Source organism: Roseovarius sp. B08, assembly GCF_051417955.1.
In the GTDB taxonomy this organism is placed as follows: Bacteria; Pseudomonadota; Alphaproteobacteria; order Rhodobacterales; family Rhodobacteraceae; genus Roseovarius.
The window spans coordinates 3,043,877-3,069,640 of record NZ_JBPRLW010000001.1 but is presented as its reverse complement, the minus strand read 5'-3'; the positions used below and the strand labels follow the sequence as shown (position 1 = coordinate 3,069,640).

Below are 25,764 nucleotides of genomic sequence, written 5' to 3'. Positions count from 1 at the left end.
TTGCGAGGTATGAGCCTGCCACCCGGATTCCTTGACGAGCTGCGCACCCGCACCTCCATCGTGCAGGTGGTTGGCCGCAAGGTCATGTGGGACAACCGCAAGTCCAACCAGGGCAAGGGCGACATGTGGGCGCCGTGCCCTTTCCACCACGAAAAGACCGCCAGCTTTCACGTCGATGATCGCAAGGGGTACTACTATTGCTTCGGCTGCCACGCGAAGGGCGACGCCATTTCCTTTGTGCGCGAGACCGAGAACGTGGAGTTCATGGAGGCGGTAAAGATCCTGGCGCAAGAGGTCGGAATGACCGTGCCCGAGCGCGACCCGCAGGCACAGGCCAAGGCCGACCGGCGCACGCAGTTGGTCGAGGTGATGGAAATGGCGGTGCGCCATTTCCGCCTGATGCTGAAGGCGGGCGCGGGGGCTGCCGCGCGGGAGTACCTGGCGGGGCGCGGCCTGGATGAGACGGCGCAGGACCGCTATGACATCGGGTTTGCTGCCGACGCCTGGCAGGATCTGTGGGATCACTTGAAAGGCAAGGGTGTCGAGGACGACCTGATTCTGGGCTGCGGGCTGGCCAAGTCCGGTAACAAGGGCGGCAAGCCCTATGACACTTTTCGTAACAGGATCATGTTCCCGATCCGCGACCCGCGGGGGCGCTGCATTGCCTTCGGGGGCCGGGCGATGGACCCGAGCGACAACGCCAAGTACCTCAACAGCCCGGAAACCGAGCTTTTCGACAAGTCGCGCACGCTTTATCACCACGGGCCTGCGCGAGAGGCGGCGGGCAAGGGGCAGAAGCTGATCGTTGGCGAAGGCTACATGGACGTGATCGCGCTGGCCGAGGCGGGGTTTGGCGCGTCGGTGGCGCCCTTGGGCACTGCGGTGACGGAACACCAGCTGGCGATGCTGTGGCGCATCGCGGACGAGCCGATCATGGCGCTGGATGGCGATACGGCGGGGCTGCGCGCGGCCTACCGGGTGATCGACTTGGCGCTGCCGCTTCTGGAGGCGGGCAAGTCGCTGCGTTTTGCCCTGATGCCCGAGGGGCAGGACCCCGATGACCTGTTGCGCACCGAGGGGGCAGGAGCCGTTCAGGCGCTGCTGGACAAGGCGATGCCGATGGTCGACCTGCTGTGGCAGCGCGAGACGCAAGGGCGCGATTTCGACAGCCCCGAGCGCAAAGCGGCGCTGGACAAGGCGCTGCGAGAAAAGATCATGACGATCCGCGATCCCAGCCTGCGCAGCCACTACGGACAGGCAATCAAGGATCTGCGCTGGCAGTTGTTCCGGCCGAAGCCCAAGAGCGGCGGCGGATTCGCGGCGCGGGGTGGCAAGTGGCAGAAGATCGAGCCGGTGCGGGCGACCACGAAATCGTCGCTGTTGGTGGCGTCGGGAGACGCGGCGCAGACCCATCTGCGCGAGGCAGTGGTTCTGGCCACGCTGATCCGCAACCCCGAGATCCTGCCCGAGTTCGAGGCCGACCTCGATCGCCTGCAATGCGAGCCGCCGCATCACGGGCAGATCCGCGATGCGTTGCTGTTTCATCAGCCCGGTGGCACCGGCACGCTGGAATCCGAATTGTCGGAAAAACTGGGGCTCGACGTGGTTGAAAAACTGTTGTCGCTGCCCCATGTCGCCTTAGTTCCTGCCGTGCGGCGCCCAGGAGATGCGGAGCTTGCCCGCATGACGGTTGGCGAGACACTGGCCAAGCTGGAAGCCGACCGCGGACTGGCGGCGGAAATCCGGGAGGCCGAGCAGGACATTGCTGGTGTTGCCGATGAAGCTGTCACATGGCGGCTGAATGAGGCGGCACAGGCCCGCAACCGGGCATGGACCAGCCAGCAGGAAGACAAGACGGAATATGAGCGGGGCCGCAACGGTGCCCCGGTCAGCCGCGCAGAAAGAGAGCGATTCGATGCGCTGCTTGATCAGATCGGGTTCAACAAAGGGTCTGACGGGTAACGCTTTGGATGTAATCTTATGCAATCAGGGGTTAATGGTTTGCGAATCACCCCGTCGCCATGTTGATTCGAACTAGCGAATCACCTTCACCCGGATGGGACCAGGAGAGCTGAATGGCCGCCAAAGACACCGACGACGATCAGAAGACCGAAGAACAGGATGCTGAAATCTCGCTCGACATGAGCCAGGCGGCCGTCAAGAAGATGATCGGCGAGGCGCGGGAACGCGGCTTCATCACCTATGATCAGTTGAACAAGGTCCTGCCGCCCGACCAGGTGTCGAGCGAACAGATCGAGGACGTGATGTCGATGCTGTCCGAAATGGGCATCAACATCATCGAGGAAGAAGAAGCCGAGGAAGAAGAGCAGAGGACCACCGCCGTTGCCGAGATCGGCAAGAAGGGCGAAGTGGCGCTTGGCTCGGGGAAAGACGAGAAGCTCGACCGCACCGACGACCCGGTGCGCATGTATTTGCGCGAAATGGGGTCTGTCGAACTGCTCAGCCGCGAGGGTGAGATCGCCATCGCCAAGCGGATCGAGGCCGGGCGCAACACTATGATTTTGGGCCTGTGCGAAAGCCCGCTGACCTTCCAGGCGATTACCATCTGGCGCGACGAATTGCTGGGCGAGGACATCCTGCTGCGCGACGTGATCGACCTCGAGACCACGTTCGGCAACCAGATCGGCGACGGCGAGGCGGACGAGCCCGTGGTCGAGGCGGCCAACATGGCCAGCGCGCCTGCCGAGAAATCCGAAAGCAGCGACGAGCCGGAGCTTGACGCCGACGGCAACCCGATCGCCAGCGACGATGACGAGGACGAGGAAGAGCAGGCCAACATGAGCCTCGCGGCGATGGAGGCCACGCTGAAGCCGCGCGTGCTGGAAACGCTGGATCGGATCGCCTCGGACTACGAAAAGCTGAGCGCGATGCAGGACAGCCGCATTTCGGCGACGCTGAACGAGGACGGGTCGTTCACCGACAAGCAAGAGAAGACCTATCAGAAACTGCGGTCGGAGATCGTGGAACTGGTGAACTCGCTTCACCTGCACAACAACCGCATCGAGGCGCTGATTGACCAGCTTTATGGCATCAACCGCCGGATCATGCAGATCGATTCAGCGATGGTGAAGCTGGCCGACCAAGCCCGCATCAACCGCAAAGAATTCGTCGACGAGTATCGCGGGCGCGAGCTGGACCCCAACTGGCTGGAGGACATGGCCCAGAAAGAGGGCCGCGGCTGGAAGATGTTCATGGAGCGCAGCCCCGAGAAGGTGGAAGAGCTGCGCGCCGAAATGGCCCAGGTGGGCCAGTATGTGGGGCTGGACATCAGTGAGTTCCGCCGCATCGTGAACCAGGTGCAGAAGGGCGAGAAGGAAGCCCGCCAGGCCAAGAAGGAAATGGTCGAGGCGAACCTGCGGCTGGTGATCTCGATCGCCAAGAAATACACCAACCGGGGTCTGCAATTCCTGGACCTGATCCAGGAAGGCAATATCGGCCTGATGAAGGCGGTGGACAAATTCGAGTATCGCCGGGGCTACAAGTTCTCGACCTATGCGACGTGGTGGATCCGCCAAGCCATTACCAGGTCGATCGCCGATCAGGCGCGCACGATCCGTATCCCGGTGCACATGATCGAGACGATCAACAAGCTGGTGCGCACGGGCCGCCAGATGCTGCACGAGATTGGCCGCGAGCCGACGCCGGAAGAGCTGGCCGAGAAGTTGCAGATGCCGCTGGAAAAGGTCCGCAAGGTGATGAAGATCGCCAAGGAGCCGATCAGCCTCGAGACGCCCATCGGCGACGAGGAGGATTCGCAGCTCGGCGATTTCATCGAGGACAAGAACGTGATCCTGCCGCTGGATTCCGCCATTCAGGACAACCTGAAGGAAACCACCACGCGGGTCCTGTCCAGCCTGACGCCGCGCGAGGAGAGGGTGCTACGGATGCGGTTCGGGATCGGGATGAACACCGATCACACGCTGGAGGAAGTGGGCCAGCAGTTCAGCGTGACGCGGGAACGTATTCGCCAGATCGAGGCCAAGGCTCTGCGCAAGCTGAAGCACCCCAGCCGGTCGCGCAAGCTGCGGTCATTCCTGGATCAGTAGGTCGGCAAACCCTTCGGAAAAAGACACGGAACGGCGCCGGGCGGCGCCGTTTTCATTTGCGTGAGCCGATGCAAAAGGCCCCCGGACATCCGCCCGGGGGCCATTTTCGCACTCCGCCCGGTTGAAAGCGAGCGGCGCAAGATGATGTCAGTCGTCCAGCAGGAACGTCACGGCGAGGTTCACGCGGAACTCTGAGATATTCCCGTTGGACACGCTGACGTTCGAATCCTTGACCCATGCGCTTTCGATGTTGCGCAACGTCTTGGACGCGCGCTGGATGCCCTGCTTGACGGCATCGTCGAAGCTCTCTTTTGAGGTCGCGGAAATTTCGGTTACTCGTCCGATAGACATTTGGTTCCTCCTTTTCCGTCCGATGGGGAAACGCGTCAGGTCTGGCCCTTGTTCCTGACCGTGGCGCACTGGCGGAAATCGGCTGAGACGGGTAGAACGCAGAGATGCAAACAACGTTTACGATAGAGACGCGGGGGCAAGGCCTTTACGAATTCACCGCGGATGTGTCCGGGTGGGTGGCGGACGAGGGCGTGCAGAGCGGGCTTCTGACTCTTTTTCTGCGTCACACATCCGCCAGCCTGCTGATCCAAGAAAACGCCGACCCGGAGGTGCAGACCGACCTGCGCAATTATTTCGCGCGGCTGGTGCCGCCGACGAGTGATCCGGGCATGGCGTACCTGACCCACACCTACGAAGGGCCGGACGACATGCCCGCGCATATCAAGGCGACGATGATGCCGGTAAGCCTGTCGATTCCCGTCAGCGAGGGGCGGCTCGTGCTGGGGACGTGGCAGGGCATCTACGTTTTCGAGCATCGCGATGCGCCACACAGTCGGAAAGTGGCGGCTCATCTGGCCTGAGCCTCAGCCCGTGGGCATCACGACCATCTCGCGTACGTCCGCACGCCGGGGCTGCTCCAGCGCGTAGACAACGGCGTTGGCGATATCCTCGGGCTTGAGCTTGTCGGGCTTGGCCTCGTCGAAGAAGGGCGTGTCGACCATGCCGGGGCAGATGACGGTGCAACGACCGCCCCACTCCCGCATCTCCTCGCTGAGGTTGCCGGCGAAGCCTTGCACGAACCACTTGGACGCGCCGTAGATCGAGCCGGGCAAGTTGATCTTGCCCGCGACCGAGCCTGTCAGGACCGCGTGGCCCTTGGCTTGCTGAAGGTGCGGATAGGCGGCCTTGATGGTGTAGAGCAGGCCGTTGACGTTGAGATCGAGCATGATGCGCCACTCGTCCGGATCGCCCTTTTCGACCCCTGCGGTGCCAAGGCCGCGCCCGGCGTTGGCGAAAACCGCATCGAGGCCGCCGAAGTGCTCGGCGGCGGTGTCTATGGCGGTCTGCAATTCCTCGAAATCGGTGACGTCGCCGGGCAGGGCGCGGGCGTGATCCGCTTCGAGTTCGTCGGCGAGGGCGTCGAGCTTGTCCTTACTGCGGGCAAACAGCGCGACGTTCCAGCCGGCGGCGACCGCCTTGCGGGCGGCTTCGGCGCCGATGCCGGTCGAGGCGCCGGTGATGAAGAGGGTCTTCCGGGTCATGAAAATCCTTTCGGAACGTGTGTGGAAATGCTGTCTGCAGGGCCAACACCCGTTGAGCCGATCCGTTCCGATGGCCCGGATCCAGGAGAATTTCGATAGAAATTGGTCCGAATCCACGCTTGATATTGCGGCTGAATTTGCCCTCTACCCAAAACTTTGCGGCTGTCCTATAGTAGCTGTGGATAACTGGGCAAGAGACCCATGACCGTCAGAGGCAGAGAAGAAAAGGGGACCGGCCGATGCGCTGCCCGTTTTGCGGAAATATCGACACCCAAGTGAAGGATTCACGCCCCGCGGAGGATCATGTTTCGATCCGGCGGCGGCGGTTTTGCCCGGCTTGCGGCGGGCGTTTTACCACCTATGAGCGCGTGCAATTGCGCGACTTGGTGGTGGTGAAAACGAACGGCCGGCGCGAGGATTTCGACCGCGACAAGCTGGAACGGTCGATCCGGATCGCGTTGCAGAAACGCCCTGTGGAGCCCGAGCGTGTGGAGCAGATGATTTCCGGCATCGTGCGGCGGCTGGAGTCCCTGGGCGAGACGGATATCCCGTCGAAGACGGTGGGTGAGATCGTGATGGAAAGCCTGGCGCGCATCGATACGGTGGCCTATGTCCGTTTTGCCAGCGTCTACAAGAACTTCCAGGCGGCCGACGATTTCGACAAGTTCGTCAGTGAGTTGCGGCCCGGTGCGGTGGAAGAGCCCGGCGAGCCGTGAGCGCGGACGACATCCGCTTTCTCAGGCTGGCCCTGGGCCTCGGGCGTCGCGGACTGGGCCGGACCTGGCCCAACCCTGCCGTGGGCTGCGTGATCGTCAAGAACGGGCGCATAATCGGGCGCGGCACGACGGGCCTTGGCGGGCGGCCTCATGCCGAGCGGGTTGCGCTGGCGCAGGCCGGCGCGGCGGCCGAGGGGGCCACAGCCTATGTCAGTCTGGAGCCTTGCGCCCATCACGGACGCACGCCGCCCTGCACCGACGCCATCATCGCGTCCCGGATCTCGCGGGTGGTGGTGGCCATCGGCGACCCGGATCCGCGGGTCTCGGGCCGAGGGTTCGCGGCACTCCGCGAGGCGGGGTCGCTGTCGAGATAGGGCATTGCGCGGCGGAGGCCCGGTATGACCTTGGCGGGTTCCTGAGCCGGATGACACGGGGACGCCCGGAGGTGACGCTGAAGCTGGCCGCGTCGTTCGACGGACGGATCGCGACGGCCAGCGGCCACAGCCAATGGATCACAGGGACGCAGGCGCGGCGCTGGGTGCATGCCGCGCGAGCGCGTCATGATGCGGTCATGATCGGTGCGGGTACAGCTCGGGCGGATGATCCGTCCTTGACGGTGCGTGGCATGGGCGCCACGCATCAGCCGGTGCGCGTGGTGGTGTCGCGTCGGCTGGACGTGCCGCTGATGTCGGCGCTGGCCCGGACCGCGTCGGAGGTGCCGGTCTGGATGTGTCACGGTCCGGATGCGGATGGCGCACTGATCGAGGCATGGCGGGGGCTGGGTGCCGAAATGGTGCCCTGCGGCCTGTCGGGGCGGCAACTGGACATGGGCTCGGTGCTGAACGAACTGGGGCGGCGCGGACTGACCCGTGTGTTCTGCGAAGGCGGCGGGGCGCTGGCGGCGTCCCTGCTGGCCGAGGGGCTGGTGGACCGGATGGCCGGGATCACCGCGGGCTTTGCAATGGGGGCCGAGGGATTGCCCGGTATCGGGGCGCTGGGGCTTGACCGGCTGGACGGTGCGAGCCGGTTCGATCTTGTCGAGCAATCGGCACTTGGCGGAGATGTTTTACACGTCTGGGTTGCGCGACGCCCGGACGCGGGCCTATAGATATGGAAACGGTCCGGCGAAGGAGGGACCGGGGATGATCAGGGGACTATGCGCGGCGATCGGGATGCTCTGGCTTTGGGCCGGGGCGGTTTTCGCGCAGGCGGCCTTTGACGAGGCGGTGACGCTGTGGCTGTCGGGCGACGATGCCGAAAGCCTGCCGCGGCTGGCGCAGTTGGCGCGCGACGGACACAGCGACGCGCGTATCCTGCTGGCCCGGATCGAGACGATGGATCGCGGACCGTCGCCCTATCGCATGGGGCTGGAGCCCGAGGCGCGGCGTGCGCTTTTCCGCGACATGACGGGTCCGTCCCGGTTCGGGCGCAGTTGGCTGTCGGTGGAGGCGAGCGAAGGCAACCGGCTGGCCGAGATGTTCCTGCGCTCGCGCAAGCCGTTCCTTCAGTTGCAGACGCATTTCGCCCTGTGGCAGGCGGGCGAGCGGCAGGCCACGGATTATCCGACGCGGATCGCGGCGCTCTACGGGTCGCGCGCGATGCGAGAAAAGCTGGTGGCCAGCGAGACGATCCTGCCAGAGATGCGGCCCTATCTTGCCTTTCTGGCCGACACACCCGAGCCGCAAGCCGATGGCATGGCAGCGCTGCGCCACATGCTGGCGCTGGGCGCGGAGGTTGTCAGTCCGGACGACCCCGAGACGCTGGGCATGGCGCAGTTCCTCGCGCTGGGGTTCGGCTTCGGCGACATGAGCGCGGGCAACAGGTGGCGCAAGCCGGTGGAGGACTGGGTGCTGCACGATCTGTCGGCGCGTCCGATCGCGGATCTGTGCCGCGCGGAGTGCCCGCGCCAGGCCGGGGCCTGCGGGGTGGCGCTTCTAGCGTTGACGGGGGGTTCTACGAGATGTCGCGGCTCGACAGCCCTTATGAAAAGGTGATCCCTCAGGAACGGTTTTTGAACAGTGCGCGGGCGCGGGTGATGACCCTGCGGCGCGCCGCGCTGGCGCGTGACGAACCGAACCAGAAACACCTGTCGGACCGGCCGGGCATGTCGCGCCTGTCAAGCTGTGCCGCCGTGCTGGTGCTGCAGGAGCGGGCGACCTATGCCCGGGTGCGCTGAAGGCGCGCGCCGTCAGTCGAAGGTGACCTCGAAGAGCGCGCCGCGCCCGGACGGCAGGAGCGCGATGTCGCCCCCGGCGGCGCCCAGCATGGTGCGCACGATGGCCAGCCCCATTCCGGTGCCGCCCGCGGCGCGGCGGGTCGTGAAGAACGGCTCGAAGATGCGGGCGCGGTTGCCTTCGGCGATGCCGGGCCCGTCATCCTGCACGGTAAAGCCGTCTTCGGTGCCGATGACCTTCAGCTTCCGAGCGCCATGCGCGGCGGCATTCTGCGCGAGGTGCGTCAGGATGGCGTGAAGCGCGTCGGGATCGAGCGGTACAGCGCGGTCGTGGTCGAGATCTAGCGTAAGACCCGCGTCCACCCTGTTCAGCGCCGCCGACAGCCGGGTGGGGCCGCGCCCCAGCGGGTCGCGCGCATCGGCCAGCCGCCGCAGCGCATCCAGAAGCACCTGCATCTTCAGGGCGGACGTCCGGATCGTCTCGGTCAACTGGGCGCGGTCTTCGGGCGGCATGTCGTCTTTGAGAAGTTCAGCGGCGCCGATCAGGCTGGTGAGCGGCGACTTGAGTTCGTGAGTGACATGGTTGGTATAGGCGCGCAATCCCGCCTCGCGATCCTGGAGTGTGCTGCCCATGTCAAGGACGGCCTGGCCCAGGGCGGTCAGTTCGGGCGTGCCGAAATGCCGGGGAAGGGGCGCGTCGTCGCGCCCGTCCTTCACCGCCTTGGCATGGGCGGTCAGCGCGTAGACCGGCCGCAGCACCAGCCGCCACAGAAGAAACGCCAGCAAAAGGGTTGTGACGACGGCCAACGTGCCGATCAGCAGGGTGGTCTCGCCCCAGCCGAGGATAAAGCCCGCGACCTTAAAATAGCCGATGGCGATGACCGGAAGCACCAGCACCGCCGAGAGTGTGCCGCCGATCACAAGAGCCAGGGGCGGACGCCATTTCCGGCGTATGCGCTGCTTTACGCCCGCTGGCATGTGCCCATCCGGATGCCCACCCCGTGCACGGTTTCGATGGCGTTGTCGCAGCCCGCCTCGGCCAGCTTGGCGCGCAGATTGCGCAGGTGGCTGTCGAGGGTGCGGTCCGACACGTGGATGCTGGGCCCGTAGACCGCATCGGTCAGTTGAGCCTTGGTGGCCACGTGGCCTGGGCGGGTCATCAGGTGTTCCAGCAGCGACATTTCGCGGGCCGTCAACGCGACTGTCTGGGTGCCGAAACTGCACAGATGCCGCTCGGGGTCGAGGCGAAGGGCGCCGTGGCTGAGCGGCTGGGTCACGCCGGTGACCGGGCCTTGTTCGGTGCGCTTGAGAATGGCGCGGATGCGGGCCACCAGCTCGCGCGGCGAAAAGGGTTTGGTCACGTAGTCGTCGCCGCCCAGTTCGAAACCGAGGACACGGTCGATCTCTTCGTCGCGTGCGGTCAGGAAAAGCACGGGCGTGTCGTGCTCGACGCGCAGGCGGCGGCACATCTCCAGCCCGTCCATCTCGGGCAGGCCGATATCGAGCACGATCAGGTCGGCCTTGCCGCTGCGGGCTTTGGCCAGCCCCTCGGCCCCGTCGCCGGCCTCGGCCACGTCGTGCCCGGCCTTTCTCAGGGCGATGCGCAGCACGTCGCGGATCTGGGGGTCATCGTCGACGATCAGGATATGGCTCATTCTTCGATCCGCAGGCGTACTGTTTCGGGCATGAAGCTAGGCGATTGGCCGGGTTTGGAAAAGCCCTGTCGTTCCGGCGGTGTGGCGTGGCTTGTGCCCGACACGGCGAGGCCCGACAGGATGGCGAGGCCGAGCGCGAGAAGCAGGGCGCGGCGATGTTGGAGCCGGGCACGGGGAACGCGGCGTTCGATCAGGAAAGCGTGTCGCATTGGGGTCTCCTCTGGCTGCGGGTATGGTGGTTGGGAGGGTAGGCTAGGGCAGGGATGTGCACCGGTTGGCGGCGCGGTTGTGCAGATTTCGTGCAGGTGCGCCTGCGCCCGGCTGCGGCTTGCCAAGGGGCGGCGTGCATGCGACGCTTTGCGGGTGATTTTCCATGCTTGAACGGTGGCCATGACGATCCGGACAGAGACCGCGCAGACGCACCTGCCGCAAACGTTGGAGCCGCGCAACGCGGGCGTCCCGCTGGACCTCGACCACGTGGCGAGGGTCGCGGTGAACACCTCGGCAGTCGAGAGGCGAGCGGGCACGTTGCCGGGGCGGCGGACGGTCAAGAAGGACTACCAGGCGGCGTGGCTTTGCCGGGCCATCAGCTGTATCGACCTGACCACCTTGTCGGGCGACGACACCGCCGGGCGAGTCGCGCGGCTGTGCGCCAAGGCGCGACAGCCGTTACGCACGGACCTGTTGGCCGAACTGGGGATGGAAGGGCTGAGCGTGGGCGCGGTTTGTGTTTATCACGATATGGTAGCGCCGGCCCGCCAGGCGCTGGAGGGCAGCGGAATTCCGGTGGCCGCGGTCTCGACCGGGTTTCCGGCGGGCTTGTCGCCGTTTCACCTGCGGCTGGCCGAGATCGAGGCGAGCGTCGCTGAAGGTGCCGACGAAATCGACATCGTGATCTCGCGCCGGCATGTGCTGACCGGTGACTGGCAGGCGCTTTACGACGAGATGCAGGCCTTTCGCGCGGCCTGTGGCGCGGCGCATGTGAAGGCGATCCTGGCCACGGGCGAGCTCGGCAGCCTGCGCAACGTGGCGCGGGCGTCGCTGGTGTGCATGATGGCGGGGGCGGATTTCATCAAGACCTCGACCGGCAAGGAAAGCGTGAACGCAACCCTGCCGGTGACGCTCGTGATGCTGCGGGCGATCCGGGCCTATCACGCGGCGACGGGGTACCGCGTTGGATACAAGCCCGCCGGTGGCATCTCGAAGGCGAAGGATGCGCTGGTTTACCTGTCGATGATCAAGGAGGAATTAGGCGATCGGTGGCTGCGGCCCGACCTGTTCCGATTTGGCGCGTCAAGTCTGTTGGCGGATATCGAGCGGCAGTTGGAGCACCACGTCACCGGGCGGTATTCGGCGGGGTGGCGGCATGGCCTGGGGTGAGCGCATGGAATTGAGTATTTCGGGAACGATGAAGCCATGACCGTCAAGGAAATCTTCGAAAGCATGGACTATGGCCCTGCGCCGGAAAGCGCCGCCGACGCCTATGCCTGGCTGGTGGACCAGGGTGACAGGTTCGGGCATTTCATCGATGGGGCGTTCACCGCGCCGGGCGAGGGGTTCGAGGCGAGGTACCCGGCCACGGGCGAGGTTCTGGCGTTGCTCAGCCAAGCCAGTGCGGCGGACGTGGATGCCGCTGTGACGGCGGCGCGGAAGGCCCAGCCGAAATGGGAGCGCCTAGGCGGGCCCGGGCGGGCGCGGTACCTTTATGCGCTGGCGCGGCTGGTGCAGAAGAACGCGCGGCTTTTCGCGGTGCTGGAGACGCTGGACAACGGCAAGCCCGTGCGCGAAAGCCGCGACATCGACGTGCCCTTGGTGCACCGGCATTTCTATCACCACGCCGGGCTGGCGCAGTTGCTGGAGGTCGAGCGGCCGGACCGGCGGGCGCACGGGGTGTGCGGGCAGGTGATCCCGTGGAACTTTCCCCTGTTGATGCTGGCTTGGAAAGTGGCGCCGGCGCTGGCGGCGGGCAACACGGTGGTTCTGAAACCCGCGGAATGGACCTCGCTGACAGCGCTGCTTTTCGCGGATATCTGCCGGCAGGCCGGGCTGCCCAAGGGCGTGGTCAACATCGTGACCGGCGACGGCGCGGTGGGCGAGCGGGTCGTCACGCATGAGGGCGTGGACAAGGTGGCGTTTACCGGCTCGACCGACGTGGGGCGGCGCATCCGGCAGCAGACGGCGGGACAGGGCAAGGCGCTGACGCTGGAGCTGGGCGGCAAGAGCGCCTACATCGTGTTCGAGGATGCCGATATCGACAGCGCCATCGAGGGGCTGGTCGATGCGATCTGGCTGAATGGCGGCCAGGTCTGTTGCGCGGGCTCGCGGCTGCTGGTGCAGGAGGGGATCTCTGACGATTTTCAGGCGCGGCTGCGCGAGAGGATGGGCAAGCTGCGCATCGGCAACCCGCTGGACAAGTGCATCGACGTGGGTGCCATGGCAGACCCTGTGCAGGTGGAGCGGGTGCGGCGGCTGGTCGATGGCAGTGCCGCGGGCGAGAGGTTTGCCGCTGCGGCGGAGATGCCGTCGGAGGGGGCGTTCTATCCGCCGACGCTGATCACCGGGCTGGCGCCCTCGGACGCGCTGATGCAGGAAGAGATTTTCGGTCCGGTGCTTGTCTCGACCACGTTCCGGACACCTGCGGAAGCCGTCGCTTTGGCCAACAATACGCGCTATGGGCTGGCGGCGTCGGTTTGGTCGGAAAGCCTCAACCTGGCGCTGGACGTGGCGCCGAAGCTGGCTGCGGGCGTGGTTTGGGTGAACGGGAGCAACATGTTCGACGCGGCGGCGCCCTTTGGCGGTGTGCGCGAAAGCGGGTTCGGGCGCGAAGGCGGATGGGCGGGGCTGGATGCCTACCTAAGGCCGGCAGGCGAGCAGAAGGCGCTGCGCCCGGTTGCAGCGGTCGCGGGAAATGGTGGCGGCGCTGTCGCGGGCCTGGACAGGACGCCGAAGCTGTATATCGGTGGCAAGCAGGCGCGGCCCGACGGGGGTATTCGCGCGTGGTCTACGGCAAGTCGGGAAAGGCGCTTGGGCAGGTCCCGGTGGCCAACCGCAAGGATATCCGCAACGCGGTTGAGGCCGCCCGCGGGGCAACGGCTTGGGGCAGGACCAGCGGCCACGCGCGAGCGCAGATCCTGTATTACATGGCCGAGAACCTGTCGGCGCGAGCGGGTGATTTCGCGGGGGTGCTGGACGCCATGAGCGGCGGGCGCAGTGCCGCCGGTGAGGTGGAGGCCAGTGTCGACCGGCTGTTCACATGGGCGGCTTGGGCGGACAAGTTCGCGGGCGAGGCCGCCGCGGTGCCGATCCGCGGCATGGCGCTGGCGCTGCGTGAGCCTGTGGGCGTGATCGGCGCGTTCTGCCCGGATGAGGCGCCACTGCTGGGGCTGGTGTCGGTGCTGGGGGCGGCGATGGCGATGGGCAATCGCGCCGTGCTAGTGGCGTCGGAGCCCTTCCCGCTGGCGGCGATGGAACTGGTGCAGGTGCTGGAAACCTCGGACGTGCCGGCGGGCGTGGCGAACCTGCAGGTGGGGCCGGTCGCGGAGCTGGCGCCGCACCTGGCCGGGCATGCGGATGTCGAGGCGGTCTGGAGCTTTGCCTCGGCCGACTTGTCGGGCGTGATCGAGCGGGAGAGTGCCGCCAACCTCAAGCGGACCTGGGTGAACAATGGACGCGCGCTGGACTGGTACGATGCGGGCGGGTGCCGTGCCTTCCTGGAGGCGGCGACGGAGGTCAAGACCGTGTGGGTGCCTTACGGAGAGTGACCTTTGAGCCGGGTGGCGAAGAGGTCCCGGATCGGGTCCGGGACGGGTTACGTCTTGGGGCCGGTCGGGGTGTCGCGCAGGTGGTCGCGCTTGATCCAGACGCGGGTGCCGTCGGGTCCGACCTGGGCAGTTGATGACGCGCCTTTGGGCAGGCGCAGCCAGCTGAGACGCTTGAAGTTCTCGCCGCCTTCGGTGAAGCCGCCGTCCAGCACCAGCAGTTCCAGCCCGTCGGGTGCTTCGAGAGATACGGTCGCATCCGGTGCCCAGCGTTCCAGCGCGACATCCTCAAGCCCGTCGGAAAAGAGCGGCATGATCTCGACCGCGTCGCGGTCCGGCAGAAAGCGCATCTTGTTCGTGTCGATGCGGACATGGGTGCGGTCGCCGAGGTCGAACTGCCAGAGTTTCACGAGAATGGTGCAGCCCGGCGCGGAGCCCGGCGTGTGAGAGGATTCCGGCGGATTGCGGATGTAGCTGCCTTCGGGGAAATCGCCGTACTCGTCCGAGAACACGCCGTCGAGCACGAGGAATTCCTCGCCGCCGGTATGGACATGAGACGAAAAAGCGCTGTTCGGGGCGTAGCGCACGATCGAGGTGGCGCGGGCCACTTCGTCACCGATCCGGTCGAGGATGCGGCGGTCAACGCCGGGCATGGGCGAGGCGATCCAGTTTTCGTCGGCGGCGTGTACGACCGCGCGTTGGGTGAAATCGCTGTTGCAGTCCATCCGATCCTCCATCCGGTCCGTTGCACCCAAGATAAGGCACCGGGCCGGATTGTCACCGCCAGAGTAAGGCGCGCGAGGCAAGAAGCCCCTGAAGTCTTGCAAGAAGGCGGTTGGCCGGGCCGGGATGGGGGATGTCGCCGGTGGCGAGGCGGTCCAGCACGACCTCGACCGGGCAGGGCTGGCCGGTGACGGGATCGAAATAGCGCGGATAGTCGATGAGCGCGGCATGAACGAGGCCGTGCAACGTTGGCCGCGCGGCGCGGCGGGCGGGGACGTCGCCGGTATCGGTGGTCAGGCCCCACCCGGCATAGAACGGCGCGCCAGTGGTGGTGACGGGAACGCCGCGGAGGAGTGCCTCGAACCCCATAAGCGAGGTCATGGTGAAGACGCGTTGCACTTGGGACAACAGCGCGGCGGGATCGGTGCGTGGCAGGGTGATGGCATCGAGCCTGTCCATGTCGGCATGGGCGATTGCGCCCTCGCGCAGGCCCGCCTCGACATCCGGGTGGGGTTTGTATAGCAGGACGGCATCGGGATGCGCGGCGCGGGCCGACTCCAACAGGGCGAGGTTGGTCACGATCCGACCCGCGCCGGTGCGGATGGAGGCGTCATCCTCGACCTGGCCGGGGACAAGCACGCGCGGGCCGTCAGGCAGGTCGGGGACCGAGAGGCCGAGATTGTACTTGCTTAGGCCCAAGGACACGAGGCGACGGATCAGGCGTTCGGCGCGCAGGTCCTGGTCGGGGCGCAAAATTTTGCGCCGTGCGATCCACCGTTCCAGGCGGCTTTCGCGCGTGGGATCGTAGTAGATGCCGAGATCGTCGCAGACGAGCGACAGGGGCGGCACCAGGTCCGCGCCCAGCCCTCGCGAGCGCAGGAACCCGTCCTCGACGCGGATAACCGGAAGGTCGGCAGGGGCTTTGCCGGCCCAGCACATGTGGGTGCGGTTGTTGGTGGCTGCAATTTTTGCTGCACGGGCGGGGTCGTCCTTGAAGATCACGCGCTTCTCGGTGCCGAAGATCTTTTGCAGGGGCTTGCGTTTCCACAGGCGCATGCCCGACGCGACCCAGCCACGGTGATCGGCCCGCCATGCATTCGTGCGGGCCTCGAGGATGGATATCGCGTCTTCCAGCTCGCAGAGGCGGCCGCGGTGGGGGTCGTACCACTTGGGATAAAGGATCATCGCGGCGGCAAAGAGCTGTGCCCGTGAAAGAGCGCGGCCGCGACGGGAGAGGGGGTGAGGGTGGCGATCCTCGGTCAGGCCCCAGCCGGCGTAAAAGGGCTGGCCGAAGACATGGGGTTTGTGCCCGGCGAAGATTGCCTCGAACCCGAGTTGGGAGGTGACGGCGTAGACCGCGACGGCGCCTTCCATGAGGGTCCAAGGGCTGACCGGATCGGAAAATAGCGTGACGCGGTCGGAGGTATCGTCGGGGCCGAAATAGCCCTGGCGGTGGCCCTCCACGGTTTCGGGGTGAGTCTTTACCAAGACCGGGCAGCCGGGGTTTTCCTCCTGCGCGTAATAGAGCATCTCGCGGAAGGTGTTGGCGTCGGCTCCGCCATGTGTGACCGATGCGTCGCCGCGGGACTGGTCCAGCACCAGGACATAGCCCGGCGCGGGGCAGGGCGCGGCAGGATCGAAGGCGGTGTACTTTGTAAGGTGCGCTTCGGTCATGCGGGCGATGCAGCCACGGGCCCGGTCCATGAGGGCGGTGTCGTCGAGCGGATGGGTGGCCAGAAGTGTTTCCAGGTCCGAGGGTGTGCTGCGGTCGAAATGCACGCCGGTATGGTCGATCAGCACTCCCAGCGGCGGTTCGCCCGCGCGACCGGGATGCAGCGAACGCAGGAAGGCGTCCTCGACCCGCAGGATGCTGGCGCCGGTCTTTGCCGCCATCGCCTCGCCCCGGGTGGCGTAAGGCGAGCGGCCCCAGACCGCGATCAGGTCGTCCGCGCCGGGCTTGCCAAGGTGCAGGGGCAGGCCGGCGAGCTCGAGGATGCGGCGAATGCGGCGCTGGCGCAGGAAGCCCGCGTTGAAATAGAAAACCCGCCGGGACGACTCTTCTCCGGCGGGTTCCGAAAGGGTGGTTCGCGCCATCAGGATCCGCTGAGCGTATCGCCTGCGGTCGAGATGGAGCCGACGGCGCCGAGCGTGCCGGTGAGCGCGCCGATGACCTTGCTCCACTGGGTAAAGGGAGCCTCGGTGACGTAGAGCGTGTCGTCGTCGCGAATGGCGAAGTCGCGGGCCATGAACATCCCGTTGGGCTGTGTAAGGTCCAGCACGTAGACCAGCCGCTGGGCCCCGATGAGATCGTTGCGGCCCAAGACCTGATTGGCGATTTCCGCCGGTTCGTTGCGCAGCACGAAAACGCCGGTGGGGTCGGCCGCATTGGCCTGAAGGCCGCCGACCTGGGCGATGGCCTCGATCGCCGAGATGGTGGGCGACGGGAACGGCACGCGAGCCTGCCCGCCGGTGGCGCCGAGCGCGGTGAAGGCGCGGGTGTCTTCCTCGACCAGCACGCGGTCGCCGCCGCGCAGGGCGATGTCGAACTCGGGGTGGCGGAACAGGTCCTGGAACCAGACCTTGGAGCGCATATTGCCGCGGATGACGGTGACTTGCGCGATTTCCGGCTCGATGGTCACGCCGCCCGCAGCGGCCAGCATGGTCGAGAGCGTGCGGGTGGGGCGCTCGATCGGGTAGACGCCCTGGCCGCCCACGGCGCCCACCAGCGATACCGTGGCGCCGTCGCCAGCAAGGCGGCGCACCTCGACCTGCGGGTCGGGGGTCTGTTCATCGAGCTTGGAGGTGATGATGCGCCGGATCGCCTCGGGCGTGTTGCCGGCGGCGCGGATGCGGCCCGCGTAGGGCACGAAGATGAAGCCGGCACCGTCGACCTGCACCTCTTCCAGCAGGGTCTGGTTGGCGCCTTCGCCAGCCAGCAGGCCGTCATCGACGTTTTCCCAGATTGTCAGGCCCAGGGTGTCGCCGGGGCGGATGGTGTCGGAGCCGACGAGCCCCGCATTCTTGAAGGCGTCGGTGAAGCCGAGTGCGGGCTGAACGGCGGTGGCGCGGGTCACGCGGTCATTGACCGAAACCACGAAAGCATCGCCGGATCGCTGCACGGAACCGGAGTAGATCTGGCGTTTGCTGGGGCCTGAGCGGGGGAGGAAGCTGCACGACGCGACCATGCTCACAACGAGCATTATTGCGACGGACTTCGCCCATCGTTTGGATTGGATTTTCACTGCCCGGTCTCCTCGACCTGATTTCCTGCCTCGGTTTTTTACCAACCGTAGCGTGAAGCGTCATGAAAATCCAGTGCCTTAGGGCTGGGTCTTCAGGTGACGGCCTGCAACTGTTGCCTTGGAGCCGCGGTGCCCGTGACCAGAGCGTCGTAGGGATCATCAGAGCTGAGCATCATGTCGACGGCCTGGCGCAGAAGCTGGCGGCGGCCGTTGGCGGAATAGAAGCCGCCCGCGACTTGGCTGGTTTCGAGCAGGTAGCGGCGGTAATCGCCATAGGCCTTGCGGTCGGGCCGTTCGGCTCCGGCGAAGAAATCGCGCAGCGGCTTGGTAGAGACGAATTCGGGCTTGGCATAGACCGCTTCGCCGAAGGTCTTGAGCGGAATTCCGCGCCAGAGCACCTGCTGCGCGGCGGTGGAGTTCACGGTGACGGCGCTGCGGGCCTCGTTCAGAAGGCGCGCCAGCTTGCCGCCGCGCACATAGTGCACGCGGTCGAAAATGCCGTGCTGCCGGGCCAACCGGCGAAGGGTCGCGCGGATCGGGGTGCGGCCATCCTCGAGCGGGTGGGCCTTCACCACCAGGTGATGGTGTTTGGGCGCGCCCTTGGCAAAACTCTCGGTCACGGTTTCGAGGAACTCGGTCATCGTGGTGAACGGAGAATGCTTCTGGAAAGAGGCGTCATGTTCCAGTTGCAGCAGCGCCAGATGATAGGGAAAGCCGCCGTGGCGGATGCGCCAGGTGGCGATGCGCCGGTCGATGGCCTGAAACGGCATCAGGACCAACCGCTTGAGGTAAAGGGCGAATTCCTGGCGGACGGTCAGGGCGCGGTGGGGGCGAAAATTGCGGTAGCGGCGATTAAACAGCAGCACGCAGCCGTGATAGGCCGCGCCGTAAAAGATATGCTGGCGCATGTCGCCCCAGGAGGCAGGCGGCAGGGCTGTGTCCATGTCGGAGTTTTCCAGCGCCTTGCGCATGTCGTCCACGCCCATTTCCATCAGCCGCGAATTTCCGTTGGAACCGCCACGCTCGTAGGTGACCCAGTAGGGGCGCAGGTAGCCTTCCTCGAACACGTGAATGGTGAGGCCGAGCGCTCGCGCCTCCTCGACCGCCTGGGCGTGGATCGTGCGGGTATCGCCGTAGAGCACAAGATCGGTGACGCCCTTTTCTTGCGCCAGTGCGCCGAAGGTGGGCTGCCAGTCTTCGGCGGCGCCGGTGAAGGGGATATAGCTGCGGCGGTCGGGCCAAAAGGCCGCGTCGCCGGCGTTGAAGCCCACGCGCCAGACATCCGCCCCGGCACGCCGCAACATGCCGCCCAGCTTGGAAAAAAACGGGCCGTGGGGTCCTTGCAAAAACAAGAAGACCCGGTTGTCGCCGGTTGGTGAACTCATACCCTTGTGCCTTTTTTACGCCTGGATGCGTTTAAACTTTTGGAGTCTGTTAGGCCAGTATTTAGTCGAAATTAAGGCTGGGGACGGTGGGGCGGTCCTTGCCTTGGGCGGGCTTGCCCGGTAGGTCGGAACTGGACCACAGGGAGACGGGCATGTTCACCGGGATCATCACGGATATGGGCGAGATACGGGCGCTGGAACAGCGCGGTGATCTGCGGGCGCGGATCGGCACCGGCTATGACATGGCGGGCGTCGACATGGGCGCGTCGATCGCGTGCGACGGCGTGTGCCTGACAGTGGTGGACAAGGGGCCGGACTGGTTCGACGTGGACGTGTCGGCAGAGACCCTGTCGAAGAGCAACCTGGATACCTGGGGTGAGGGCAGAAAAGTCAACCTCGAGAGGTCTTTACGGGTCGGAGACGAACTGGGCGGGCACATCGTTTCGGGGCACGTGGATGGCCTGGCCGAGGTGGTCGGCGTCGAGGATGAGGGCGACAGCACGCGGGTCAGATTGCGCGCCCCGGATGCGCTGGCGAAGTTCATCGCGCCCAAGGGATCGGTAGCGCTGAACGGCACCTCGCTGACGGTGAACGAGGTCGAGGGCGCGGTGTTCGGGATCAACTTCATCCCGCATACCAAGCAGGTCACGACGTGGGGCCGCGTGGCTGTGGGCGACCGGGTGAATCTGGAGATTGATACGCTGGCACGCTACGTGGCGCGGCTGGCCGAGGCGGGTTGAGACGGCCGGCGGGTAACGCCCTCGGAATTAACCTTTCTGAACGTCGGTATCGTGTCGGTATCCCGGTAGCATCGCGTCGGTGCCATTTTCTGAACCTGTCTGGCAGGCGATGCGACCCATGCGCAGGGGTGATCCGCGCATTCCGTTCGCTGGATGTGACGGCTTGCCCGCCAGATCGCAGAGCGAGGCATTTCGATGACCCTTCCCAACCGTTTTCGTATCGTGGCGCTGGCCGCGCTAATCCTCGGCGGGCTGATCGCCGACAGCGCCGAGTCGCAGGGCATGGCTTGCGACTATTCGTACCGGTCGGGCAGTGAGGCTGCGGCCTGAGAAAATTCTGCGAATTTTCTGGCGCGGGTGGCCGCGCGGGGGCCGGGAAAATTCGCAGAATTTTCTGGCGGTCAGTCGTTGTCGCTGAGGCCGGCGCCGGCGCCTGTCAGGCGGCTGGCCTCGGTTTCGGGGGCGTAGGTGCGCTGTGCGAAGGTTTCGAGGATTGCGATCGCCTGTGGCATCGGGGTGGCGCGGTAGAGCCGGGTGAGCATGGTGCCGTGCCGTGCCTCCGCGGCGGCGAGATGGACCGTGTCTGTCTGGGCGCAGTCGAGGGCGGCGCCGGGGTCATCGAGACGCGTTTTGCCGTCGCCCCGTGTGATCGTGCAGCCTTGCCAGTGCAGAGACAGAGGCGCGCCGGTACGGTCGGCGGCCCAGACCATGTAGGGTACCAAGAGCAAGGGCCATGCGACCGGACCCGTGGTCACGGTGCGGCCCGCGGCCCAGTCGGCGGCGAGGTCGCAGAGCGTCGCGCCGGTGGCGATGGGGCAGAGGAGGCCGCCAGACGCGGTCCACGTCTCGCCCAGGGCCTGCGGGCCAAGGCTTGCGGCGGGGGCGCCATCGTTGCGGGTCAGGACGTCGGCCAGGGCCAGCGCCCCGGGCCAGCCGGCGGCGCAGGTCCAGCGGGCGGCGCGGCCGGCTTCCTCGGCCAGGCCCCAGGCGTATCCGGCGCCGCGGGTGGCCTTGCGCGAGAGCGCCTCGATTTCATTCAGTGACCACGTCATTGCGCGCCCATTGGCAGGGGCGGGAGGGTCCAGTCGTCGCCCGTCTCCGCCAGTTCGTGCGGGAAGGGGGCGTGCTGGAACATGTTGATGCGCAGCCAGCGGTCCGAGCGGGGATCGAAATGGCAGGCACCGAAGAAGCTGAGCTTCAGCCGGAGCATGTCGACGGGCAGCATGTCGGCGGCGAGCGTGTTGTCGCGGATCTCGGCATAGGGCAGGCGGGCGGCGATCTGGGCGCGGCGGGCGATATGGCGATGCTGGGGGTGGGCCAGCAGGAATTCGGCCACGGTAGCGTGGGGCGCCTCTTGCATGGCGGCATGGGCCAGAACAGCGTCGCGGCCGGGGCCGAGGGGCTGTTCATAGGGCTCGATCGGTTCCAGGGCGCGTTCGCCCAGGCGCGGTTCGAGCTTGGCCTGGGACGTGTACCAGACGCGGGCCTGCGCCTTGCGGGCGGTCCAATCGGTGGCCAGAGCCCAAGCGTATATATCCTCGATGATGTCTCTCAGGCGGACAAGCGGCATGGTGCCGTCGATAGGGAAACTGGCCTGTTCGTCGGCGGCCATGCATTGGGTGAGGTCATCGACCAGATCGCCGTAGGGTTCCATCAGCAGCGAGGCGAGCTGTTCCTGGCCTTCAAGCGACAGGTGCGCCTCGCCCCAGAGCCAGAGGCGGTTCCAGGGGTGGTCGGTGGTGAGGTCCGCCGTTTCCAGATGCGCCATGAGCGCTTTCATGTCCGAGCGCAGGTCGGTGCATTTCTGGATCTGCATGGGGTGGGCGGAATGCCAGCCCTCGGCGTGGATCTGCGCACGGGCGGCGAAGCGGCGGAAGGCTTGCGCGGTGGTCTCTGGCGCAGTGGGCTGGGAGCGGACGCGGGCCAGCGCCTCTTCCCGCGCGGCGACCCAGGCGTTGAGCAGCGCCGGGTGGTTCACCAGGAAGGGCGCCATGCCGAGGCCGGTGGAATTGCCGATGCCGAAGCGGCGGCGCAGGGCCGGGTCGAGCGGCACGGCCGTGCCGGGGCTGCGGGCGCGGGCCATGTGCTCGACAAGGTCCATGACGAAGCAGCGGGTGAGGTAGACCGACAGCATTTCGATCTGGAACGGCCCGGCGCATTCGGGGCGGTGGCGGGTCTGTTCGCGGTCCGCTGCGCCGAACTTGCCCGACCCGTAGACCGCCGTGGTGCGCATCAGGTAGCCGACGGCGCGGACCTGGTCCTCGTCCGGTTGGTGGCCTGCGCTGAGGGCGTCGATCACGTGATCCCAGAGGCGGACCGAGCGGTTGGCGCGGGAGAGGGACAGCTCGCGGTCGGAGATGCGGCCGGATTCCTGCTTTGGCACGTTGTCGCGCAGGCGGGCGATGTCGGCCTCGGTGGGGATGCCGTCATAGAGCGTGAAGGTGGCGTCCCAGGCGGTGGCGATGACGCGGTCGGAGCGTTGATCCGCCGGCAGGTCATGGGCGAAGGCCACCAGCGAATAGGCGTGCTCGGGGCCTTGGGCAGTGTAGACGGCGTGGCCGACGCCGCCCGCGTCGATGTCGAAACTGGTTTGGTTGATGGTCCAGTCGTCGCGGTTGAGGCGGCGCAAAAGCTGGCGCATGAAGGAAAGCCGGGTCTGGTGGGCGGCGCCGAGACGGGCCAGCGTCATGACCGTGTCGGGGTCACGGGGCAGGATCGTTTGCTGTGCCGCTTGGTCCATGCCGGCTCCTTCAATGCCGATGATAGGGGCGTGGGGGCGATCCGTCCAAGGACCGCCCCGGTGGTGGTGTCAGTTCGCCTCGCGTCCCTTGGCGAGCGTGCTGCGCAGCGCGTCCCAGAGCGAGGGCAGCAGCACCAGCGACACCGGAACGGCGGTGACGACGATGAAGCTTTGCAGTTTCGAGATGCCGCCCGAGCCGGTGTAGATCAGGATCAGGGCCATCACGCCCATGGCGATGCCCCAGAAGATGCGGACCGGCAGCGAGGGGATATCCTCGTTCGACATGGCGACCGAGATCACGTAGGTCATCGAGTCGCCCGTGGTGGCCACGAAGACCGTCGTCAGGATCAGGAAGAGCACCGAGACGATGAAGCCCGCGGTCAGCGACTGGGTGATCGCCAGCAGGGCGGCGGGCAGGTTGAAGCCTTCGAACGCGCTGGAGATGGCGCCCTGGTCGTTGAGTTCGGCGCTGATGCCGGTGCCGCCGACGATGGTGAACCAGAAGCAGGTCACGATAGGCGCGACGATCGACAGCATGATGACGATCGAGCGGATCGAGCGGCCGCGGCTGATGCGGGCGATGAACATCGCCATGTGCGGGCCGTAGCCCAGGAACCAGCCCCAGAAGAACACGGTCCACCAGCCGAGCCAGCCGGGATCGCCGAAGAGGCCGGCCTCGCCGCGATAGAGCGCCATGCCGAAGAAATCGGTGATGTAGGTGGTCATGCCGCTGAAGAAGCCGTGGAAGATAAAGCCGGTTGGGCCTGCCACAAGGATGAAGAGCAGCAGGAGGGCGGCAAGGATCACGTTGAAGCGGCTGAGAACCTGGATGCCTTTCGACAGGCCCGTGGCCGCCGAGAGCGTGTAGATCGCGACGAGGCCGAGGATGACGGCGGCTTGCGTGCCGAAGGTGTCGGGGAGGCCGAAGAGCGCGTTGAGGCCGTAGCTGACTTGGAGACCCAGAAAGCCGATCGGGCCGACGGTGCCCGCGACCACGGCGATGATGCAGGACGCGTCGGCGATGAGGCCGATGGGCCCCTTGATGGCGGCATCGCCGAAGAGCGGGTAGAGCAGGGTGCGCGGGGCCATGGGCAGGCCCTTTTCGTAGTGGTAGTGCATCAGCATCACCGTGGTCAGCGCGCCGAGGATGGCCCAGGCGAGAAAGCCCCAGTGCATGAAGCTTTGCGCGAGGGCCGGGGCGACGACCTCTGCCGTGGCGCTTTCGGCGCCGAAATAGGGGGTGTCGACAGGAAGTGGGCCATGGGCTCGCCTGCCGCCCAGAAGACGCCGCCGCCTGCCAGAAGCGTGCACATGATCATGGCGCCCCATTGGAAGACGGGGAATTCCGGCGAGCTGAGGTTGCCCATCAGGGCCTTGCTGCCGGGCAGGACGATCAGGACGAGGCCGATGAGGAAGGTGGCCAGTAGCAGGAGCTGCCAGTAGAGGCCGAAATACCTGGCCGAGACCGCGAAGCTGGCATCGACCATGTTCGACAGCAGGTCGAGGTCATAGAGGGCCACGAGGCAGAAAAGGGCGATGAAGCCGCCGGTGATGGCGAACAGTGGCTTGTTGATGTGGTGCAGGTGCTTTTCGGCGGCCTGCGTCTGGGTCGTGTCGGACATGGGGGTCTCCCTGTGGACTGTCCCTGGAGTGGCGTTCCGCGCCCTCAGGAGTCCGGTTTTTGGTGTTCCGGGGTGAAGTTTGCCTCAAAAAAGCGCAGCCAGTTGTCGCCCATGAGACCGGCGATCTCGCTATCGTTGAAGCCGACGTTGCGCAGGCCGTCGGAGAGGTTCGGAAAGTCGGTGTTGTCGGTGAACCATGAAGGTTGCGGCGGAAAGCCGGGATTGGTGGCCGAGCCTTCGCCGTAGTCGATGCTTTTGGTCCACCGGCCCGTGCGCATCCATTCGACGATGCTGTCGGGCTGGTTCTGGCAGAGGTCGGAGCCGATGCCAAAATGCCGGGTGCCGTAGGTTTCGGCGGTGTCGGCGATCATCTGGCAGAAGCTTTGAAGCGTGCAGTCGGTGCCGCCTGCGAGATGATGGGGATAGAGCGAAAAACCCATCATGCCGCCATTCGTGACGACGGCGCGGATGACGTCCTCGCGCTTGTTGCGTTTCGCGGGGTGCCAGACGTGCGGGTTGGCGTGAGTGATGGCGATGGGGCGCTGGGAATGGTCCGCCGCTTCAATCGTGGAGCGGTCGGCGGAGTGGGACATGTCGACCACCAGCCCGACGCGGTTCATCTCGCGGATAACCTCGCGGCCCATGCGGGTGAGGCCCGCATCCTCGGCCTCGTAGCAGCCCGTGGCGAGGAGGCTTTGGTTGTTGTAGGTCAGTTGCATAAAGCGCGCGCCGAGGTCGTGCCAGACCTCGACAAGGCCGATATCGTCCTCGATGGGCGAGGGGTTCTGGAAGCCGAAGAAGATGGCGGTGCGGCCGGTCTCGTGCGCGGTGCGCACATCGCCCGCCCACCGCCCCTTGATGATCAGGTCGGGATATTGTTCGAACCAGCGGTTCCAGCGTTCGACGTTGAGGACGGTTTCGCGGAAGGTCTCGTGGTAGGCGATGGTGACGTGGACGGCATCGAGGCCGCCCTGCCGCATCTGGCGGAAGATCTTTTCGGACCAGTTGGCGTATTGCAGTCCATCGATGCGGTAGGTCATGGCGCGCCGCCTTCCAGCACGGTTTGAACGGTTGTGCCCGGCATCGCCGGGCCGCGCCCGCCGCTCCCCACGGGCGGGCGCATCGGTGACGTTGCGCGCCGAAGCGGTGTTCGGCAGAGTGACGCCGTCGCGCTTTGAAGGGCCGTGGAGGCGCCCACCCAGGGGCGTGCACGGCCCGGCCATGGAGCACACGCCGAGAGGGGGCCGCCCCTGGGGGGCGCTGCAACATCGGAGCTTTGCAAGAGGGCCGGATTGCGCGCCCGATCCGTGTTGCGCGGGACGTTGGCCGGGCGCCCGCCCGTGGGGAGGGGCGGGCGCGGCTCGGCGGGGCCGAGCGACGGTGATCGGAT

The 25,764-nt window shown here is 66.2% G+C and carries 21 protein-coding genes and 3 pseudogenes; 11 read left to right on the top strand and 13 right to left on the bottom strand.

Annotated elements, in window-relative coordinates:
• Positions 1–9: 9 nt before the first annotated feature.
• Positions 10–1,962, top strand: coding sequence for a DNA primase (dnaG, locus tag ACSQ76_RS15685; protein ID WP_437157317.1), 1,953 nt, complete (start codon positions 10–12; stop codon positions 1,960–1,962).
• Positions 1,963–2,075: 113 nt separating this feature from the next.
• The gene (gene rpoD, locus ACSQ76_RS15680; protein WP_437157316.1) at positions 2,076–4,067 is read left to right on the top strand and encodes an RNA polymerase sigma factor RpoD; all 1,992 of its coding nucleotides are present in this window, start codon (positions 2,076–2,078) and stop codon (positions 4,065–4,067) included.
• A 147-nt stretch (positions 4,068–4,214) separates the two neighbouring features.
• Here the strand turns inward: rpoD and ACSQ76_RS15675 are convergent, their stop codons facing one another.
• The gene (locus tag ACSQ76_RS15675) at positions 4,215–4,418 is read right to left on the bottom strand and encodes a dodecin family protein (RefSeq protein ID WP_306129467.1); all 204 of its coding nucleotides are present in this window, start codon (positions 4,416–4,418) and stop codon (positions 4,215–4,217) included.
• Between the two features lie 104 nt (positions 4,419–4,522).
• Here ACSQ76_RS15675 and ACSQ76_RS15670 point away from each other — a divergent pair, with 104 nt between their 5' ends.
• Positions 4,523–4,939: a secondary thiamine-phosphate synthase enzyme YjbQ gene (locus ACSQ76_RS15670; RefSeq protein WP_437157315.1), complete on the top strand. Its 417-nt coding sequence runs from the start codon at positions 4,523–4,525 to the stop codon at positions 4,937–4,939.
• Positions 4,940–4,942: 3 nt separating this feature from the next.
• Here ACSQ76_RS15670 and ACSQ76_RS15665 read toward each other — a convergent pair whose 3' ends face one another.
• Positions 4,943–5,620: an SDR family oxidoreductase gene (locus ACSQ76_RS15665; protein WP_437157314.1), complete on the bottom strand. Its 678-nt coding sequence runs from the start codon at positions 5,618–5,620 to the stop codon at positions 4,943–4,945.
• Positions 5,621–5,859: 239 nt separating this feature from the next.
• Between ACSQ76_RS15665 and nrdR the strand changes: the two genes are divergently transcribed.
• The 4 genes and pseudogenes from nrdR to ACSQ76_RS15645 all read left to right on the top strand — a co-directional run bounded on the left by nrdR (position 5,860) and on the right by ACSQ76_RS15645 (position 8,512).
• A complete protein-coding gene (nrdR, locus tag ACSQ76_RS15660; protein ID WP_306129470.1) occupies positions 5,860–6,336 on the top strand; it encodes a transcriptional regulator NrdR in 477 nt (158 codons plus the stop codon).
• Positions 6,333–7,444: pseudogene (ribD, locus tag ACSQ76_RS15655) on the top strand (bifunctional diaminohydroxyphosphoribosylaminopyrimidine deaminase/5-amino-6-(5-phosphoribosylamino)uracil reductase RibD). The gene nrdR and the pseudogene ribD overlap by 4 nt, the downstream one beginning before the upstream one ends.
• Before the next feature lie 34 nt (positions 7,445–7,478).
• Positions 7,479–8,330 carry a hypothetical protein gene (locus ACSQ76_RS15650; RefSeq protein WP_437157313.1) on the top strand — a complete coding sequence of 284 codons (852 nt, stop codon included), beginning with the start codon at positions 7,479–7,481 and terminating at the stop codon, positions 8,328–8,330.
• A 17-nt stretch (positions 8,331–8,347) separates the two neighbouring features.
• Positions 8,348–8,512, top strand: coding sequence for a hypothetical protein (locus ACSQ76_RS15645; RefSeq protein ID WP_437157312.1), 165 nt, complete (start codon positions 8,348–8,350; stop codon positions 8,510–8,512).
• Positions 8,513–8,524: 12 nt separating this feature from the next.
• On the opposite strand, the gene ACSQ76_RS15640 is transcribed toward ACSQ76_RS15645, so the two are convergent.
• Genes ACSQ76_RS15640 through ACSQ76_RS15630 form a run of 3 tightly spaced genes read right to left on the bottom strand, consistent with a single transcriptional unit; the run spans position 8,525 to position 10,373 of the window.
• Positions 8,525–9,487 carry a sensor histidine kinase gene (locus ACSQ76_RS15640; RefSeq protein WP_437157311.1) on the bottom strand — a complete coding sequence of 321 codons (963 nt, stop codon included), beginning with the start codon at positions 9,485–9,487 and terminating at the stop codon, positions 8,525–8,527.
• Positions 9,472–10,164 (bottom strand): response regulator transcription factor, encoded by a 693-nt coding sequence (locus ACSQ76_RS15635; protein WP_437157310.1) that lies wholly within the window; start codon positions 10,162–10,164, stop codon positions 9,472–9,474. The genes ACSQ76_RS15640 and ACSQ76_RS15635 overlap by 16 nt, the downstream gene beginning before the upstream one ends.
• A complete protein-coding gene (locus ACSQ76_RS15630; protein ID WP_306129475.1) occupies positions 10,161–10,373 on the bottom strand; it encodes a hypothetical protein in 213 nt (70 codons plus the stop codon). The genes ACSQ76_RS15635 and ACSQ76_RS15630 overlap by 4 nt, the downstream gene beginning before the upstream one ends.
• A 181-nt stretch (positions 10,374–10,554) precedes the next feature.
• On the opposite strand from ACSQ76_RS15630, the gene deoC reads away from it, so the two are divergent.
• Positions 10,555–11,544 (top strand): deoxyribose-phosphate aldolase, encoded by a 990-nt coding sequence (deoC, locus tag ACSQ76_RS15625; protein ID WP_437157309.1) that lies wholly within the window; start codon positions 10,555–10,557, stop codon positions 11,542–11,544.
• A 36-nt stretch (positions 11,545–11,580) separates the two neighbouring features.
• Positions 11,581–13,925: pseudogene (locus ACSQ76_RS15620) on the top strand (aldehyde dehydrogenase family protein).
• 47 nt (positions 13,926–13,972) lie between these two features.
• Here the strand turns inward: ACSQ76_RS15620 and ACSQ76_RS15615 are convergent.
• The 4 genes from ACSQ76_RS15615 to ACSQ76_RS15600 form a co-directional block, all read right to left on the bottom strand.
• On the bottom strand, positions 13,973–14,647 hold the full coding sequence (locus ACSQ76_RS15615) for a cupin domain-containing protein (protein WP_437157308.1): 675 nt from the start codon (positions 14,645–14,647) through the stop codon (positions 13,973–13,975).
• 52 nt (positions 14,648–14,699) lie between these two features.
• Positions 14,700–16,739, bottom strand: a complete 2,040-nt coding sequence (locus ACSQ76_RS15610) for a capsular polysaccharide biosynthesis protein (RefSeq protein ID WP_437157307.1) — start codon at positions 16,737–16,739, stop codon at positions 14,700–14,702.
• Positions 16,739–17,845 carry a polysaccharide biosynthesis/export family protein gene (locus ACSQ76_RS15605; RefSeq protein ID WP_437158221.1) on the bottom strand — a complete coding sequence of 369 codons (1,107 nt, stop codon included), beginning with the start codon at positions 17,843–17,845 and terminating at the stop codon, positions 16,739–16,741. The genes ACSQ76_RS15610 and ACSQ76_RS15605 overlap by 1 nt, the downstream gene beginning before the upstream one ends.
• A gap of 134 nt (positions 17,846–17,979) precedes the next feature.
• The gene (locus ACSQ76_RS15600) at positions 17,980–19,272 is read right to left on the bottom strand and encodes a capsule biosynthesis protein (RefSeq protein WP_437157306.1); all 1,293 of its coding nucleotides are present in this window, start codon (positions 19,270–19,272) and stop codon (positions 17,980–17,982) included.
• A gap of 152 nt (positions 19,273–19,424) precedes the next feature.
• Here ACSQ76_RS15600 and ACSQ76_RS15595 point away from each other — a divergent pair, with 152 nt between their 5' ends.
• A complete protein-coding gene (locus ACSQ76_RS15595) occupies positions 19,425–20,012 on the top strand; it encodes a riboflavin synthase (RefSeq protein WP_437157305.1) in 588 nt (195 codons plus the stop codon).
• A 195-nt stretch (positions 20,013–20,207) separates the two neighbouring features.
• Positions 20,208–20,342, top strand: a complete 135-nt coding sequence (locus ACSQ76_RS15590; RefSeq protein WP_437157304.1) for a hypothetical protein — start codon at positions 20,208–20,210, stop codon at positions 20,340–20,342.
• 71 nt (positions 20,343–20,413) lie between these two features.
• Here the strand turns inward: ACSQ76_RS15590 and ACSQ76_RS15585 are convergent, their stop codons facing one another.
• From ACSQ76_RS15585 to ACSQ76_RS15570, 4 genes and pseudogenes are all read right to left on the bottom strand, one after another.
• The gene (locus tag ACSQ76_RS15585; RefSeq protein ID WP_437157303.1) at positions 20,414–21,064 is read right to left on the bottom strand and encodes a DUF3726 domain-containing protein; all 651 of its coding nucleotides are present in this window, start codon (positions 21,062–21,064) and stop codon (positions 20,414–20,416) included.
• Entirely contained in the window at positions 21,061–22,752 is a 1,692-nt protein-coding gene (locus tag ACSQ76_RS15580) for a hypothetical protein (RefSeq protein WP_437157302.1), read from the bottom strand. Before ACSQ76_RS15580 ends, ACSQ76_RS15585 begins: the two co-directional genes overlap by 4 nt.
• Before the next feature lie 69 nt (positions 22,753–22,821).
• Positions 22,822–24,374, bottom strand: a pseudogene (locus ACSQ76_RS15575) (BCCT family transporter).
• Positions 24,375–24,418: 44 nt separating this feature from the next.
• Positions 24,419–25,414, bottom strand: coding sequence for a membrane dipeptidase (locus ACSQ76_RS15570; RefSeq protein WP_437157301.1), 996 nt, complete (start codon positions 25,412–25,414; stop codon positions 24,419–24,421).
• Positions 25,415–25,764 lie beyond the last annotated feature (350 nt).